Origin of the sequence: Bradyrhizobium macuxiense (assembly GCF_007993935.1) — a bacterium.
GTDB classification, from domain to species: Bacteria; Pseudomonadota; Alphaproteobacteria; order Rhizobiales; family Xanthobacteraceae; genus Bradyrhizobium; species Bradyrhizobium macuxiense_A.
The window spans coordinates 557,728-574,194 of the sequence record NZ_VITY01000003.1 but is presented as its reverse complement, the minus strand read 5'-3'; the positions used below and the strand labels follow the sequence as shown (position 1 = coordinate 574,194).

The window sequence follows — 16,467 nt, the reverse complement described above, 5'->3', positions numbered from 1 at the left end:
ACGAGGTCGGGATGCCGGTCATGGCTGCCCCTTCGGCGCGCCACCCGACTGTTCGCCCCCCGCCGCCGGCGCGGGCGCCGGTCCGGTCTGCCCCTTCTGGTCGCCTTCGCTGTGCTCGGGCCGGCCGCGGTGCTCGCCGTTCTTGCCCTGCCCGTCCTGCTTGCCGTCCTTGCTCTGGCCCCCGGCTTTGCCGTCGGGACTGCGGCTGCGCTTGCGCGGCGCGAGATCGGCTGCCGGTGGCCCGTCGTCCTTGCCGACGATGACCTTGGCGCCGTCGGCGAGATTGGCGAAGCCCGTCGTGACGACGCGGTCGGACGTGGTCAGGCCGCTGGCGATGACGGCTTCATGCTCGTTCTGCTGCGTGACCGTGACCGGCTTGGCGGTGACGACGTTGTCGGCGCCGATCACATAGCTGAACGTGCCGGCCGGACCGCGCTGCACCGCCGAGGTCGGCACCACGATCGCCTGCGGCAGGGTCTCGACCTTGAGCCGCACATTGACGAACTGCCCGGGCCAGAGCTGATAGCTGGCATTCGGGAGCTCTGCCTTCAGCTTCAGCGTGCCGGTGGTCGGATCGACCTGGTTGTCGATGCCGGTGAGCTTGCCGGTATCAATCACGGTGACGCCGTCATTGCCGAATACGTCGACCGCGAGCTTGCCCTTTGCGGCCGCGGCGTTGACCCGCATGATCTGCTGCTGCGGCAGGCTGAACCACACCGCGATCGGCTGCAGCTGGGTCAGGATCACGAGCCCGGTGGTGTCGGAGGCGTGGATGATATTGCCCTGGTCGACCTGGCGCAGGCCGGCGCGCCCCGCGATCGGTGCGACGATCTTGGTATAGCCGAGCGTGGTGCGCGCATTGTCGATCTGGGCCTGGTCGGCCTTGATGATGGCCTCCTGCTGCGCGACCAGCGCACGCTGCGTGTCGGCCTGCTGCTTGGAGCCCGCATTGGTGGCAGCGAGTTGCTCATAGCGGGCAAGGTCGATCTTCTGGTTGGCGAGCAGCGCCTCGTCCTTGGCCTTCGTGGCCACGGCCTGATCGTATTGCGCCTGATAGATCGCGGGATCGATCTCGCCGAGCACCTCGTCCTTCTTGACGTCCTGGCCTTCGACGAAATTGACCTTGAGCAGCTTGCCGTCGACCTGCGAGCGAACGGTGACCGTGTTCAACGCCTTCACCGAGCCGACGCCGTCGAGATAGACCGGCACGTCATGCACCTGTGGCGTGGCCGCAAGCACCGGTACCGGCAGATCGGGCCGCGCGCCCGCGCCGCGCCCGCCGCCCCCATTTGGCTTGGGCTGGAAGGCGAGCCAGCCGAGATAGCCCAGCCCGCCAAGGATCACGAGCGTGATGAGCAGCGACACCATGCGCCCAAGCAGGCGCGAGATCAGGCTCCGCTTGCGCGGCGCAGTGCTTTTCGCGTCGTCCTTGTCGTTTTCCTTGGAGTCGGGCTTAAAGAGCATCGACCGGTCTTTCCATCTTCGGTTCCCAGCCGCCCCCCAAGGCCTGATACAGGCTTACGATCGCCAAAAGCCGGGCCAGTTGGGCCTGCGAATAAGCGTCTTCCGCCTGGAACAGGGTCAGCTGCGTGTTTAGCACAGTTACGATGTCGGCGGTGCCGGCCTTGAGCTGCTGCTCGGCCAGATCGAAGGCGCGCCGCGACGACGACAGCACGTCGCGCTGCAGCTGCAGCCGCCGCGTCGTCTCGCGGATCGCGACCAGCGCGTTGTCGACATCGGTGAACGACTGCACGACCGCCTTGCGATAGGTCTGCAGCAGCTCGTCCTGTTTCGCCTTCGCGTTTTCGAAATTGCCGAGGATCCGGCCGCCGTCGAAGATCGGCTGGGTCATGCTGCCGACCAGGTTGAAGAAGGCCGCGTGCGGCTGGAACAGCGAGACCAGCGCCTGGCTCTGGTAGCCGCCCGTTCCAGTCAGCTGGATGCTCGGGAAGAACTGCGCCCGCGCGCTGCCGACATTGGCGGTGGCGGAAGCGAGCTGTGCCTCCTGCCGGCGGATATCGGGACGCTGGGTGAGCAATTCGGACGGCAGACCCGGCGTGACGCGCGGGATGGCAACCGAGTTGAGCGAACCGCCGGCGACGCGCACGCTCTCGGGCGGCCGCGACACCAGCACCGCGAGCGCGTTGATATTCTGGTCGAGCGTCTGCCGCAGCGGCGGCACCAGCGCACGCTGGTTCGCCAGCACGCTCTCCTGCTGCGCGACGTCGAGATCGGAGCCGGTGCCGGCCTTGAAGCGGTCCTTGATCGCGTTGAGGATGCGCTCGGCGCTGGCGATGTTGCGCTGCGCGGTGCGCAGCCTGTCCTGGGTGGCAAGCACCGTGAAATAGGCGTTGGCGACGCTGGTGAGCGTGGTCAGCGCCACCACCTCACGGTCGAACCGGTTGGCGACGGCGGTCTCCTCCGCCGCCTGCGCGGCGTCGCGATTCTGGCCCCAGAAGTCGAGCTGGTAGCTGGCGCTGAGCGAGGCATTGTAGTTCACCACCTCGCGCCCGCCATTGGTGAGGCCGCTGGCACTGGAGCCGGAGGTGCGCGAGTAGGTTTCCGATCCATTGAGATTGAGGGTCGGCAGCAGCGCCGCACCGGCCTGCCGCGCCAGAGCATCGGCCTGGCGGAAGCGCGCCACCGCCGCCGCGATGTCGAGGTTGACGGTCTGCGCCTCCTCCATCAGCTGCGTCAGCTCCTTGGAGCGGAAGCCGCGCCACCAGTCGAGCGTCGGAAGCGCGTCGCCCGATCGGCCAAGCCGCGCGGCCTTATAGCCCTGCGGCACGTCGAGCGCAGGATCAGGGATGTCCCGGGTCAGAATGCACCCGGCCGAGCCCGCGACCAGCCCGAGCGCGACGAGCGAGCGTCCCGCCAGCCGCCGCACGCGGACGGCGAGGCCGAACCGGCCTCCAGGCACCATCGCGGATGCTTGCTGGGTCACACCCATTCTCCGCCGGAGCCAGACTTCGCCCATGGCGCACGAGTGACGCGTTCAGCGGTGGTCTGGGTGACGTACACGGGGTAATGCTTTCAATGGAACCTGACTGTCCCATCCTACCCTTGGGACAATAGGGCGGACAGCCCCTGTCACGAATGCGCGACGTCGCATCGCAAGCGATTCGAGGCCACCCTGATTGCGGGCTTTTCCCTATTTTTACGGCATTTGCGCGCGTTTCAGACCCGTGCCGGAAGTCTCGATTCTAACAAAGATTTCATGGGGATTTCTCGGCCCTGTTGCGCCGAATCCGCAAGATGCGCCGACGCAGCGACGCCGTCGCGGCGACTGACGCAAAATCACCCGCAGCGGAACGATTCTGCCGGACGCCCTGACCGCCGAAAAACGCCGTTCTCCGCATGCCCGTGATGGCCATGAGCACGCGGTGATGCGTGGTGAACCCGCCATTTGCCGCAGTGCAAAAGCCCTTCCCTTTTTCGATCAGCACACTAGGTTCGCGGCAAGCAAGACACAGACCGGCAAAGAAATTCCCCGACATGGCATTCAACAAAGACGTCATTGAAGCGATCGGCAACACCCCCCTCATCAAGCTGAAACGTGCATCCGAACTGACCGGCTGCACCATTCTCGGCAAGGCCGAATTCATGAATCCCGGCCAGTCGGTCAAGGATCGCGCCGGCAAGGGGATGATCCTGGAGGCCGAAAAGCGCGGCGATCTGAAGCCCGGCGGCCTCGTGGTCGAATCGACCGCGGGCAATACCGGCATCGGGCTCGCGGTCGTGGCGAGTGCGCGCGGCTACCGCACCCTGATCGTCATTCCGGAGACGCAGAGCCAGGAAAAGAAGGACATGCTGCGGCTGTGCGGGGCCGAACTGGTCGAGGCGCCGGCGCTGCCCTACTCCAATCAGAACAACTACCAGCATCTCGGCCGGCGTCTCGCCGATCAGCTGCGCAAGACCGAGCCGAACGGCGTGCTGTTCGCGGACCAGTGGAACAACCTCGACAATCCCAAGGCGCATTACGACTCGACCGGGCCCGAGATCTGGCAGCAGACCAACGGCAAGGTCGATGGCTTCATCTGCTCGGTCGGTACCGGCGGCACGCTCGCCGGCATCAGCCGCTATCTAAAGGAAAGGAACAAGGACATCGTCACCGCCTGCGCCGATCCGCACGGCTTTGCGATGTACGAACTGTTCAAGAACGGCCAGGTCAAATCGACGCCGGGCGACTCGATCACGGAAGGCATCGGCCTCGGACGCAAAACGCCGGTCGTCGAGACGGCGAATGTCGACGATGCGTTCCTGGTCTCCGACGAGGACGCCGTGACCATCATCTATGAGCTGCTGGAGCACGAGGGCCTGTGCCTCGGCGGCTCGACCGGCGTCAACATCGCCGGCGCGATCCAGCTCGCCAAGCAGCTCGGCCCCGGCAAGACCATCGTCACCATCCTCGCCGATTCCGGCAACCGCTATCAGTCCAAGCTGTTCAACCCGGCCTTCATGCGTTCGAAGAATCTGCCGGTCCCGGAATGGCTGGAAAAGCGCAGCAAGATCGAGCTGCCGTTCGTCTAAGCGAAGTGGTCGTTCCGGGGCGCCCGAAGGGCGAACCCGGAATGACCACGACCGTCACCGCAGGATCTGGCTCAGGAACAGCTTCGACCGCGCGTGCTGCGGGTTGGCGAAGAATTCCTGCGGCGTGTTCGACTCGATGATCTGACCGGCGTCCATGAACACGACGCGGTTGGCGACCTCGCGGGCAAAGCCCATTTCGTGGGTCACGACCAGCATGGTCATGCCTTCCCTGGCGAGATCGACCATGGTGTCGAGCACCTCCTTGACCATTTCCGGGTCGAGCGCCGAGGTCGGCTCGTCGAACAGCATCACCTTCGGGTTCATGGTCAGCGCGCGGGCGATCGCGACGCGCTGCTGCTGGCCGCCGGACATCTGGCCGGGAAACTTGTTGGCCTGATGCGGAATCTTGACCCGCTCGAGGAATTTCATCGCCATCGCCTCGGCATCCTTCTTCGGGATGTTGCGCACCCAGATCGGCGCCAGCGTGCAATTGTCGAGCACGGTCAGATGCGGGAACAGGTTGAAGCTCTGGAACACCATGCCGACCTCCCGCCGCACCTCGTCGACCCGGCGCAGGTTCGGGCCGAGCTCGATGCCGTCGACCGTGATCTCGCCCTCCTGGAACTCCTCCAGCGCGTTGATGCAGCGGATCAGGGTCGACTTGCCCGAGCCGGACGGGCCGCAGATCACGATGCGCTCGCCCTTGCCGACCTCAAGGTTGATGTCGCGCAACACGTGGAAGTCGCCGTACCATTTGTTGAGCGTGGAAATGTTGACGATCGGGTTTGTGGACATGGTGACCTTGTTCAGTGGCGGCGATGAGCGTTGAGCCGATTTTCGACAAACAGCGAGTAGCGCGACATTCCGAAGCAGAACACGAAATAGATCATTCCGGCAAACGCGAAGCCGGTAAAGGCCGTGGTCGGCGTCGACCAGTTCGGGTCCGAGAACGACGCCCGCAGCGAACCCAACAGATCGAACAGCGCCACGATCGACACCAGCGAAGTATCCTTGAACAGCGAGATGAAGCTGTTGACGATGCCGGGAATGACATAGCGCAGCGCCTGCGGCAGCACGATCAGCGACGTCGTCTTCCACCAGGACAGGCCGAGCGCCGATGCGGCTTCCGCCTGCCCGCGCGCCACCGCAGCGAGCCCGCCCCTGATCACCTCGGCCATGTAGGCGCCGGTGAAGATCGCGACGCCGATCAGGGCGCGCAGCAGGCCGTCGACGGCGAAATTGCCCGGCACGAACAGCGGCAGCATGTAGGTCGCGAAGAACAGCACCGTGATCAACGGCACGCCGCGCCAGAATTCGATGAAGGCGATCGAGAATATCCGGATCAGCGGGATGGTCGAGCGGCGGCCGAGCGCGAGCGCAATCCCGATCGGCATCGAGGCAACGATGCCGGTGATCGCGATCACCAGCGTCACCAGAAGGCCGCCCCACAGCCGCGTGTCGACGATCGGAAAGCCGCCGCGATCGAGCCCCATCAGCTTGATGCCGGCGGCGATCCCGGCAAACGTCAGCAGGCTGCCGATCAGTGCCCTGCCGCCGGTGCGCAGGCCGCCGCCGAGCACAAACAGCACGGCGGAGACGATCACGGCAGTCAGGAGAAAATCGCCCCAGACCGGTACCGACGAGAGCTGCAGCTGGTCGCGCAGCCAGGTCAGCGGAAAGATCAGCCAATGGATTAGGAGCCCCACGAGGACGAGCAGCTTGCCCAGGACCCACGGCAGCGGACCGAGCGCCGAACTCTTGCTGAGATTGACCAGCAGGTCGCCGGCGCCGCCAATGCTCTGCTCGAACAGCTGCAAGAGACCGGCGGTCCAGCTTACGCCGAAGCCCGCGATGCCGCCGCCATGCAGCAGGAAAAACGCCACCACAGGAAACGCGAAGAAGAACAGGCCGGAGTTCAGTCCCTTCGCCGGCAGGCGCGGCATCAGCAGCGGCAGCAGCAGCGCCGCGCCGAGCCCATAAGTCAGATTGACGCGCCAGCGCTGGGCTTCCGGATAGAAGCCGTAGATCAACTGCGTCAGCTTGGCTTGAATATAGGGCCAGCAGGCGCCGACCTCGTGCCCCGCCTTGTCCGCGAGGCAGGCGGTGCGATCCTTGCCGGTCCAGATCGCGTCGACCAGCAGGAACTTGATTGCCGGGATCACGATGTACCAGGCCAGCAAGAGCCCGAGGATCGTGAGCAGGATGTTGCCCGGCGAATTCAACAGCCGCATGCGGAGGAAGCCGATGAAACCGGTGGTCTTTGCCGGCGCCGCGCGCTCGGCGACCAGGTCCTGCCGGACGAAAGACGGGGCGGAGATATCCGTCATGCCGCCATGCTCCGGTTGATGCGCCAGCCATAGACGCTCATCAGCGCGCTCGTCGTCAGCGAGAGCAGCAGGTAGACGCCCATCGTCATGGCGATGATCTCGATCGCCTGCCCGGTCTGGCTCACCGCGGTGCCGGCGAATACCGAGACCAGATCCGGATAGCCGATGGCCACCGCGAGCGACGAATTCTTGGTGAGATTGAGGTACTGGCTGGTCAGCGGCGGCACGATCACGCGCATTGCCTGCGGCACCACGATCAGCCGCAGCGTCGCCGCGCGGCTGAGGCCGAGCGACGAGCCCGCCTCCATCTGTCCCTTGTGCACCGACATGACGCCGGCGCGGACGATCTCGGCGATGAAAGCCCCCGTGTAGGTCGACAACGCGACCGTCAGCGCCACGAATTCGGGAATGATCCGCGCGCCGCCGGCGAAGTTGAAACCTTTCAGCTGCGGCAGCTCGAACTTCAACGGCCCGCCGAACATCAGCATCGAGACCAGCGGCAGACCGACCAGACAACCCAGCACGTAGGGCCAGATCCGGATCATCTGTCCGCGCTGGAATAGCGCACGTCGCGCGTAGCGTCGCAATCCCAGCGCCAAGGCGATGCCGACCGCGAGCGCAGCGATGAACGGATAGAGCCCCGGCTCGGTGACCGGCTGCGGCACGACCAGGCCGCGATTGTTGAGGAAGAAGGTATTGAAGATCGAGATGCTCTGCCTCGGCGCCGGGAGAGCCGCGAGCACCGCGAGATACCAGAACAGGATCTGGAACAGGACCGGCAGATTCCTGATGATCTCGACATAGATGCCGCCGATCCGCGACAACAGCAGATTGGGCGACAGGCGGCACAGCGCCACGATGAAGCCGATCACCGTGGCGAAGACAATGCCGATCACCGAGACCAGGATCGTATTCAACAAGCCGACAAAGAACACCCGCCAGTAGGTGTCGGAATTGTTGTAGGCGATCAGGCTCTGATTGACGTCAAAGCCCGCATTGTAATTGAGAAAGCCGAAGCCCGACGCGATGTGCTGGGTCTCAAGGTTCGCGCGCGCATTCGCCACGATCTCATAGGCGATCCAGGCCAGGATCGCGGCGAAGGCAATCTGGGCGGCCAACCCGTTCCAGCCGGCCTTGCCGCCAAGCGCTCGCTTCAGCCTGAGGGCAAATTGCAGCGGTGGTTTGCGGGGCGCGATGCTCATCGCGGCAGCCGTTGGCCGGGATCGATCAGCGGATCGGCGGCGCGTACTGGATACCGCCCTTGTTCCAGAGGTTGTTGACGCCGCGGGCGATGCCGAGCGGCGAGCCGGTGCCGACATTGCGCTCGAAAGTCTCGCCGTAATTGCCGACCGCCTTCACGATCCGCACCACCCAGTCCTTGGTGAGGCCGAGCTGTTCGCCGAGATTGCCGTCGGTGCCGAGCACCCGCTTCATCTCCGGCTTGTCGGATTTGAGCATGGTGTCGACATTCTTCTGGGTGATGCCGAGTTCCTCGGCATTGATCATCGCAAACAGTGTCCACTTCACGATGTCGAACCACTGGTCGTCGCCGTGGCGCACCATCGGCCCGAGCGGCTCCTTGGAAATGATTTCCGGGAGCACGATGTGATCGGCAGGGTTCGCAAGCTTCAGACGGCTGGCATAGAGCCCTGAGGCGTCGTCGGTGAAGACGTCGCAGCGTCCGGATTCATAGGCCTTGACGGCCTCGTCGATGCTGCCGAACGCGATCACCTCATACTTCATGTTGTTACCCTTGAAGAAGTCGGCGAGGTTCTGCTCCGTGGTGGTTCCGGTCTGCACGCAGACCGACGCGCTGTTCAGTTCGAGCGCCGAATTGACCTTGAGCGACTTCTTCACCATGAAGCCCTGCCCGTCATAATAGGTCACGCCGGTGAAATTGGCGCCGAGCGAGGTGTCACGCGACACCGTCCAGGTGGTATTGCGCGACAGCACGTCGATCTCGCCCGACTGCAGCGCAGTGAAGCGATCCTTGGCCGACAGCGGCACGAACTTGATCTTGGTCGGATCGTCGAGCACCACGGCGGCGATGGCCCGGCAGACGTCGACGTCGATCCCGGTCCAGTTCCCCTTGTCGTCGGGTGCCGAAAAACCAGGCAGGCCCTGGCTGACGCCGCAGGACAGCTGGCCGCGATCCTTGACCGTCTTGAGGGTTTGTGCCGAGGCCGCCTGGACCGACAGGGCGGCGGCAGCGGCAAGTATGACAGCCAGGGATACGCGTTTCATGGGCGGGGCCTTTCAGGGTCGTCCGTTGGACGTTTGCTTTGTGATCGCCTCGCGCTAACGGGCCATCCCAATGATCCCCTGCAGCAAATAATGCTGATCGAACCGGCAGTTTGGCGTGCAAACCGGTCAGGCAACGGATCGTAGGTCGCGGCAGGCCCCTCAACGTGCGGCGACGGGTAGTTGCGCCGCATCACATAGCGACTGGCGAGCCGGGTCAAGGGGTTGACGCATGTCTTCTACCTCTTGTTAGTAGCAACTCCCGGTGTGCCCCGTCTTCCGACGCGGTGCGCTGTGGCAAAAAGTCTAAAACGGCAGCGAACCATGACCTCCTCCGACGGCTCCACGCCTTCCCGCCCGCAAGACGCCGCGACCCGCCTGGTCACGGCCGGCCGCGACACCAAGGCCCAGAAGGGCTTCGTCAATCCGCCGGTGTTTCACGGCTCGACCGTGCTCTATCCGACCGCCGAGGCGCTGCACGCCCATCGCGCCGAATTTACCTATGGCCGTCACGGCAGCCCGACTACGCGGGCGCTGCAGGACGTGCTGATGGCGCTGGAAGGCCCGCAATGCGCCGGCGTCGGCCTCGCCCCGTCGGGACTGGCAGCGATCAGCACCACGCTGCTCGCCGTGCTGAAGGCCGGCGACCACCTGCTGGTCTGCGACAACGCCTATCGGCCAACCCGCAATTTCTGCGACAACATGCTGAAGCGCTACGGCATCGAGACCAGCTATTTCGATCCGCTGATCGGCGCCGGCATCGAGGCGCTGTTCAAGCCGAATACCCGCGCGGTGCTGCTCGAGGCGCCCGGTTCGCAATCCTTCGAGATGCCCGATGTCCGCGCCATATCGGCCGTGGCGCATGCCCGCGGCGCGCTCGTCATCGACGACAACACCTGGGCGACGGCGCTCTATCACCGCTCGCTCGAACAGGGCGTCGACATCAGCATGCAGGCCGGCACGAAATATATCGGCGGCCACTCCGACATCATGTTCGGCACCATCGCGGCCAATGCGAAGGCCTGGCCGCTGATTCAGGAGGCGATCCGCCTGCTCGGCGTCTGTGCCGGTCCCGACGACGTTTATCTCGCGCTGCGCGGGGTCCGCACGCTGTCGGTGCGGCTTGCGCAGCACCATCGCTCCGGGCTCGAGATCGCGCGCTGGCTTGGCGCGCGGCCCGAGGTCGATCGGGTGCTGCACCCTGCCCTCGAGACCGATCCGGGGCACGCGATCTGGAAACGCGACTTCACCGGCGCCTCCGGATTGTTCAGCGTCGTGCTGAAGCCGGTGCCGCAGGCCGCGGTCGATGCGATGCTCGACGCGTTCCAGCTGTTCGGCATGGGCTTTTCCTGGGGCGGCTTCGAGAGCCTCGCCATCCCGTTCGACTGCAGCGACTATCGCACCGCGACCAAATGGTCGCCGGGCGGGCCGACGCTGCGGCTGCATATCGGGCTCGAAAATCTCGACGACCTCAAGGCCGATCTCGATCGCGGATTTGCCGCGTTGAAGGCCGCGCACTGATCGTGCCACGCGACCTCGCGCGTTAGACGACATTAACCACGGCCGAGCGGCCGTGACGCCGTGTGGGAGCAGCGTCGCACACGTTGGGCGCGTACGATCTCCGGGATTCTGCGGAGATGCGACGAATGCCGATAACCCGCCGTTCACCATCCCCACCAATCCCTTAATTGTCCGGACCTTGCATCAAGTTCCCTTATACTTTTGCGGCCGTAGTGATGCTCCCGGGAAGGGCTGTCAGTGCCGTAAGGACGTGACTGCCCGGCGTTAAGGGCATTCAGACAATCGCATGAAGACGGCACGCATCGTGGTCCTCGGCATCGCCGGCGTCGCAGGCCTCGCGGCCATGTATCTCGCGAGCTCCGGCGATCGCAAACCGGCGCCGGTCGCGCCGCCAGTGGTACAACTGCCGACCGTCGAGGTGCTGGTGGCGAAGTCCGACATCGGACTTGGTCAGTCGGTCAAGGCTGAAGACGTGCAATGGCAGCGCTGGCCGGCCGAGACCGCCAGCAGCGCATTCATCCGCCAGGACACCAATGCCGACGCCATGAAGGACGTCATAGGCTCGATCGCACGGGCTCCCTTCATCGTCGGTGAGCCGATCCGCGACCAGAAACTGGTCAAGGCCAACGGCAGCGGTTTCATGGCCGCGATCCTGCCCTCCGGCATGCGCGCGATCTCCACGGAAATCTCGCCGGAGACCGGCGCCGGCGGCTTCATCCTGCCGAACGACCGCGTCGATGTGATCCTGTCGCGGCGCGACAAGAATCCCGATCAGATGCAGGGTAGCCGCGACATCATCACCACCGAAATCTTGTTGTCCAACGTCCGCGTGCTGGCGATCGACCAGGCACCGAAAGAGAAGGACGGCAACAACTCCCTCGTCGGCAAGACCGTGACCCTCGAGCTCAAGCCCGAACAGGCCGAGACGCTCGCGCGCGCCCGGCAGAGCGGCACGCTGGCGCTGGCGCTGCGCAGCATCGCCGACGTCAACGAGAAGACCGACGAGACCAGCGATCATGCCCCGAAGCGGGGCGAGAGCATCAGGGTGGTGCGCTTCGGCATCCCGAGCTCTCAGACGACACAGAAGTGATGGGGGCTTCGATATGAACACGGATGCAAAACAACCGGCGATGCGGACCACGCTGGTCCGTTCGCTGTCGATCTCGGCGGTCACCGCCCTGATGCTGATCCCTGCCCTCGCCAGCGCGACCGATCCGGACAAGAACGCGGATGTCGCGGTGACGAGCAGCATTGCCGCCAAGACGCGGTTCGTCTCGCTCGGCGTCGGCAAGTCTGTCGTGGTCGACCTGCCGCGCGAGGCGAAGGACGTTCTGGTCGCCGATCCCAAGATCGCCAACGCGGTGATCCGCTCGGCCCAGCGCGCCTACATCATCGGCGCGGCGGTCGGCCAGACCAACGTGGTGTTCTTCGACGCCGACGGCAACCAGGTCGCCTCCTACGACATCGCGATCAAGCGCGACCTCAACGGCATGCGCGCCGCGCTGAAGCAGATGCTGCCGGGCGTGCAGATCGAGGGCGTCGGCGAGAGCGTGGTGCTGACCGGCACGGTGGCAAGCCCGGTCGAGGCCCAGCAGGCCGGCGATATCGCCGCCAAGCTCGTCGGCAGCCCCGACAAGGTCGTCAACTCCATCGTGGTGCGCGGCCGCGACCAGGTGATGCTGAAAGTCACCGTCGCCGAAGTGCGGCGCGACGTCGTCAAGCAGCTCGGCGTCGATCTCACCGCCAACATGAACTACGGCACCGCTGCGGTGGTCTTCAACAACGCCAACCCCTTCACCGCCAACAACGGGCCGCTCACCAGCAACGTGCTGACCGGCGCGGCCCTGAACAAGCTCGGTGTGCCGACCGTCACCGCGACGCTGCGCGCGATGGAAAGCGCGGGCGTGGTCAAGACGCTGGCCGAGCCGAACCTCACGGCAATCTCCGGCGAGTCCGCGACCTTCGTCTCAGGCGGCGAGTTTCCAATTCCGACCGGCGTGACCTGCCAGACCTCGAGCACGGGCACGATCGGCAATTGCGTTCAGACCGTCAGCTTCAAGAAGTTCGGCATCTCGCTCAACTTCACCCCGGTGGTGCTGTCCGAGGGACGCATCAGCCTGAAGGTGATGACCGAGGTCTCCGAAGTCTCGATGGACAACGCGCTGACCGGCGGCCAAGGCGGCACGACCATTCCCTCGATCAAGACCCGCCGCGCCGACACCACGCTGGAAGTGCCCTCCGGCGGCTCGATCGCGATGGCCGGCCTGATCCAGGAGCAGACCAAGCAGGCCATCAACGGCATGCCCGGCGTCGATCAGATTCCGGTCCTCGGACAGCTGTTCAGGAGCCAGGACTTCGTCAACAACGAGACCGAGCTGATGGTCATCGTGACGCCCTATGTGGTGCGCGCCGTTGCGCAGAAGGAATTGTCGCGTCCCGATGACGGCTTCGCCCCGGCCTCCGACGCGCAGTCGGCGCTGCTGGCGCGCGTCAATCGCATCTACGGCGTTGCCGCCCGTGCCGAGCCGATCGGCGCCACGCCGGTCAATTTCGGCTTCATCATCGATTAAGGCGCGGACCTGAAGGGGTTGGGGGATCCTATGATGACACGCAACACACAAGCAGGTCACGCGAGAACGTTCTCGCTGTTCGGCGCGCTCGTCACCACGGCGATCGCGCTCGGCGGCTGCAATCTGACGGGCGATGTCGTTACCGGCACCGTGCCTGACGACTACCGGCAACGGCATCCGATCGCGGTCACCGAGGGCGAACAATCGATCGTCGTGTTCGTCGGCCGCGCCCGTGGCAATCTCACCGAAACCCAGCGCGACGACGTCATGGGGCTCGCCCGCAGCTGGCGCCGCGAAGGCACCGGCGCGATCGCGGTCGACGTGCCCGCCGACACCGCGAACGCGCGTTCGGCGCAGGCGGTGTACCAGGAAATCCGCGGCGTGCTGGCGTCGATGGGCGTGCCCGCCCATGCCATCACCAGGCGCTCCTACCGCCTCGACGATCCGCGCGCGCTGCCGACCATCCGCCTCAGCTATCCGAAGATGGCCGCGGTCGCCGGGCCCTGCGGCGTGTGGCCGGCCGACCTTGGTCCCTCGATCTACAATCCGAGCTACAACGAGAACAAGCAGTGGGACAATTTCGGCTGCGCCACCCAGCGCAATCTGGCTGCGATGGTCGCCAATCCGTCCGACCTCGAACAGCCGCGGACCGAGACCGCATCCTACACCCCGCGCCGGTCGATCGCGTTCCAGAAATACAGCAAGGGTGAGACGACCGCGACCACCTACCCTGAAGCCGATAGAGCCAAGCTGAGCGACGCCGGGAAATGACCGAACAACAAGACGAGCCACAGCACACCAACGACCACATCGCGCCGGCGCCGCGGATTTCCGTGCAGGCATTCTGCGCCAGCGTCGCGACCGCCGCGACGGCGCGCGCCGCCGCCGACGACCGCCGGCTCGCCAAGGCTCACCTCTCCGTCCATATGGGCGGCATCGCCGCGGCCATCGATGCCTATCACAAGGCGCCGACGCCCAATGTCATCATGCTGGAGACCGAGCCGGACACCGATCTGCTCGCCGCCCTCGACGAGCTCGCGACGGTCTGCGATCCCGGCACCCGCGTCGTCGTGCTCGGCGCGCCCGGCGAGACTGCGCCGTATCGCGAATTGGTGCGGCGCGGCGTCAACGATTACGTGGTCGGGCCGGTCAAGGTGCTCGACATCGTGCGCTCGATCTGCGGCCTGTTCTCGTCCTCCGAAGCGGTCTCGGTCGGCCGCCTAATCGCGGTCGCAGGCGCCAAGGGCGGTGTCGGCGCCTCGACCATTGCCCACAATGTCGCCTGGACCATCGCGCGCGACCTCGGGCTGGATTCGGTCGTCGTCGATCTCGACCTCGCCTTCGGCACCGCCGGGCTCGACTACAACCAGGACCCGACGCAGGGCATCGCGAACGCGGTGTTCGCGCCGGAACGTCCGGACAGCGCCTTCATGGAACGCCTGCTCGCAAGATGCAACGACCATCTCAGCCTGCTGGCGGCCCCGGCCACCCTCGATCAGGTCTACGATTTCGGCGCCGAAGCGTTCGACGCCATCTTCGACACGATGCGCATGACCACATCCTGCATCGTACTCGACGTTCCGCATCAGTGGACCGCATGGACCAAGCGCGTGCTGGTCGGCGCCGACGATATCCTGATCGTCGCCGAGCCCGATCTCGCCAACATGCGCAACACCAAGAACATGATGAACCTGCTGCGGGCCGCGCGTCCGAACGACCGGCCGCCGCTCTACTGCCTGAACCAGGTCGGCATGTCGAAGCGCCCCGAGATCGAGGTCAAGGACTTCGCCAAGACGATCGAGAGCCAGCCGATCGCGACCATCCCGTTCGATTGCAGGCTGTTCGGTGAAGCCGCCAACAACGGCCAGATGATCGCGGAAGTCTCCGCGCGTCACCGTACCACAAGGACCTTCCTGCAGATCGCGCAGCGCCTGACCGGCCGTCCCGATCTCGCCGAGACCCGCGAATCGTTCCTGTCGCCGATCCTCAAGAAGCTGCAGCCGCGCCGCAGCGATGGACGCCGCGCCGCGGGCTAGCTCCAATCCGAGACGCTGACTCGTCTAGTCGTGGCGGCTGGCCGCGACCGGGATCTTGTCGGTATCGGTGCGGCTCGCGTCCCTGCGCGCCAACAGCCGCTTCAATGCGGCGACATTGGCTGAGCCCTGCTCCGGCGGCAGGTCGGCCTTCATGATGGTTTCCGCCTCGGCCTGGCGGCCCTCCAGACCGACCACGACGGCGAGATTGGTACGTACCCGCATGTCGTCGGGCGCGCGCTGCCGGGCGCGGCGCAGCGTCTCCTCGGCCTTCGGCAGGTCTTTCGACAGCAGGTAGGACAGGCCGAGATTGGAGAGCACCGAGGCATCGTCAGGCACGATCTTCAGCGCGCTGGCATAATATTGGCGGGCCTCGTCGTGGCGCTCGAGCTGGTCGAGCACGGCGCCTTGTGCCGACAGGATCCGCCAGTCCGGGTCTTCCGGGGTGTGGGCGCGTCCGAGCACGTCGAATGCCTGCTGGAAATTGCCGTTGTCGGCGAGCGCCCGTCCGTAGCCGGCGAGGAGTGCCTTGTTGCTGGGCTGCGCCAGCACCGCCTGCTCCATGACGGCGACCGCCTGCGCCCGCTGGCCGGTGGCGCGCAGCGCCCGGGCGTATTTCAGCTCGGCGTCGGCGTCTTTCGGGTTGGCGCGGACGCGCTCGTGATAGGTCGCAATGTCGCGCCGGGGATCGGCGGGAGCCGGCGTGGCCTCCGCCGTTTCGCCCAGTGACCCGGTGATGTCGGACGGACCCGAGGTCTGACAGGCGGACAGCCCGATCAGCAGGATCGCGGCAGATACCGAGCCGGCAAGACGGTGCATGCGGCCGGAAGGTCGGGGTAGTTTCTCAGACATCAACGAGACTCGGAACAGCGAAGGTTCCGGGATGCTCACAGCTTAACCCTAAGTTCCGGTTAAGGATGCCATCATCTCGCCGTCATCCGGCCCCGAAGCGGGGCCGGCGTGCCGGGCCGGCCACCGGCCCTGCCGCCCGATCAGTCGACGAACTGGGCGCCGAATTCGTGCCCGATCCGCCAGGCCAAGCGGCACTGACGCGGACTGCCGCTCGACAGGATGATGGTGAATTCCGGCGGTATCTCGAGATATTCGGCGATCACCTTGACGCCACCAGCCGAGATGTCGGTGATCATGCAGTCACGCGGCAACGACCCTGTGCCCAATTGAATTTTGGCGACGCTCCGGCACTCACGGCGTTCGCTCTTGCGGCGATTGACAAACATCCTGATC

The 16,467-nt window shown here is 65.4% G+C and carries 15 protein-coding genes; 6 read left to right on the top strand and 9 right to left on the bottom strand.

The genetic code is table 11. From position 1 onward, the window contains the following. Positions 1-18 precede the first annotated feature (18 nt). The 3 genes from FBZ93_RS10670 to FBZ93_RS10660 all read right to left on the bottom strand — a co-directional run bounded on the left by FBZ93_RS10670 (position 19) and on the right by FBZ93_RS10660 (position 3,518). Positions 19-1,464 carry an efflux RND transporter periplasmic adaptor subunit gene (locus FBZ93_RS10670; protein WP_146985832.1) on the bottom strand — a complete coding sequence of 482 codons (1,446 nt, stop codon included), beginning with the start codon at positions 1,462-1,464 and terminating at the stop codon, positions 19-21. Further along, positions 1,454-2,950: an efflux transporter outer membrane subunit gene (locus FBZ93_RS10665; protein WP_146985831.1), complete on the bottom strand. Its 1,497-nt coding sequence runs from the start codon at positions 2,948-2,950 to the stop codon at positions 1,454-1,456. Before FBZ93_RS10665 ends, FBZ93_RS10670 begins: the two co-directional genes overlap by 11 nt. Positions 2,951-3,215: 265 nt before the next feature. After that, complete coding sequence (locus tag FBZ93_RS10660; protein ID WP_146985830.1) at positions 3,216-3,518, bottom strand: hypothetical protein; 303 nt, start codon at positions 3,516-3,518, stop codon at positions 3,216-3,218. On the opposite strand from FBZ93_RS10660, the gene FBZ93_RS10655 reads away from it, so the two are divergent. Beyond that, positions 3,496-4,530 (top strand): cysteine synthase A, encoded by a 1,035-nt coding sequence (locus FBZ93_RS10655; protein ID WP_146985829.1) that lies wholly within the window; start codon positions 3,496-3,498, stop codon positions 4,528-4,530. The genes FBZ93_RS10660 and FBZ93_RS10655 overlap by 23 nt on opposite strands. Positions 4,531-4,584: 54 nt before the next feature. Here the strand turns inward: FBZ93_RS10655 and FBZ93_RS10650 are convergent, their stop codons facing one another. Genes FBZ93_RS10650 through FBZ93_RS10635 form a run of 4 tightly spaced genes read right to left on the bottom strand, consistent with a single transcriptional unit; the run spans position 4,585 to position 9,101 of the window. Then, entirely contained in the window at positions 4,585-5,325 is a 741-nt protein-coding gene (locus FBZ93_RS10650) for an amino acid ABC transporter ATP-binding protein (RefSeq protein ID WP_146985828.1), read from the bottom strand. 11 nt (positions 5,326-5,336) lie between these two features. After that, complete coding sequence (locus tag FBZ93_RS10645) at positions 5,337-6,857, bottom strand: amino acid ABC transporter permease (protein WP_146985827.1); 1,521 nt, start codon at positions 6,855-6,857, stop codon at positions 5,337-5,339. Beyond that, on the bottom strand, positions 6,854-8,059 hold the full coding sequence (locus tag FBZ93_RS10640; RefSeq protein ID WP_146985826.1) for an amino acid ABC transporter permease: 1,206 nt from the start codon (positions 8,057-8,059) through the stop codon (positions 6,854-6,856). The genes FBZ93_RS10645 and FBZ93_RS10640 overlap by 4 nt, the downstream gene beginning before the upstream one ends. Positions 8,060-8,084: 25 nt before the next feature. After that, positions 8,085-9,101 (bottom strand): amino acid ABC transporter substrate-binding protein, encoded by a 1,017-nt coding sequence (locus tag FBZ93_RS10635; RefSeq protein WP_146985825.1) that lies wholly within the window; start codon positions 9,099-9,101, stop codon positions 8,085-8,087. A 321-nt stretch (positions 9,102-9,422) separates the two neighbouring features. Here FBZ93_RS10635 and metC point away from each other — a divergent pair, with 321 nt between their 5' ends. The 5 genes from metC to FBZ93_RS10610 all read left to right on the top strand — a co-directional run bounded on the left by metC (position 9,423) and on the right by FBZ93_RS10610 (position 15,225). Beyond that, the gene (metC, locus tag FBZ93_RS10630) at positions 9,423-10,619 is read left to right on the top strand and encodes a cystathionine beta-lyase (RefSeq protein WP_146985824.1); all 1,197 of its coding nucleotides are present in this window, start codon (positions 9,423-9,425) and stop codon (positions 10,617-10,619) included. A 286-nt stretch (positions 10,620-10,905) separates the two neighbouring features. Further along, positions 10,906-11,709, top strand: a complete 804-nt coding sequence (gene cpaB / locus FBZ93_RS10625; protein WP_146985823.1) for a Flp pilus assembly protein CpaB — start codon at positions 10,906-10,908, stop codon at positions 11,707-11,709. Positions 11,710-11,722: 13 nt separating this feature from the next. After that, positions 11,723-13,189, top strand: coding sequence for a type II and III secretion system protein family protein (locus FBZ93_RS10620; RefSeq protein ID WP_433995395.1), 1,467 nt, complete (start codon positions 11,723-11,725; stop codon positions 13,187-13,189). Between the two features lie 33 nt (positions 13,190-13,222). Next, positions 13,223-13,960, top strand: a complete 738-nt coding sequence (locus FBZ93_RS10615; RefSeq protein ID WP_167528989.1) for a CpaD family pilus assembly protein — start codon at positions 13,223-13,225, stop codon at positions 13,958-13,960. Beyond that, positions 13,957-15,225: an AAA family ATPase gene (locus FBZ93_RS10610; RefSeq protein WP_146985821.1), complete on the top strand. Its 1,269-nt coding sequence runs from the start codon at positions 13,957-13,959 to the stop codon at positions 15,223-15,225. Before FBZ93_RS10615 ends, FBZ93_RS10610 begins: the two co-directional genes overlap by 4 nt. Positions 15,226-15,249: 24 nt before the next feature. Here the strand turns inward: FBZ93_RS10610 and FBZ93_RS10605 are convergent, their stop codons facing one another. Both FBZ93_RS10605 and FBZ93_RS10600 read right to left on the bottom strand, forming a co-directional pair. Next, a complete protein-coding gene (locus FBZ93_RS10605) occupies positions 15,250-16,074 on the bottom strand; it encodes a tetratricopeptide repeat protein (RefSeq protein ID WP_208763986.1) in 825 nt (274 codons plus the stop codon). Between the two features lie 140 nt (positions 16,075-16,214). Beyond that, positions 16,215-16,460: a PilZ domain-containing protein gene (locus FBZ93_RS10600; protein WP_021079298.1), complete on the bottom strand. Its 246-nt coding sequence runs from the start codon at positions 16,458-16,460 to the stop codon at positions 16,215-16,217. Between the last annotated feature and the right edge of the window lie 7 nt (positions 16,461-16,467).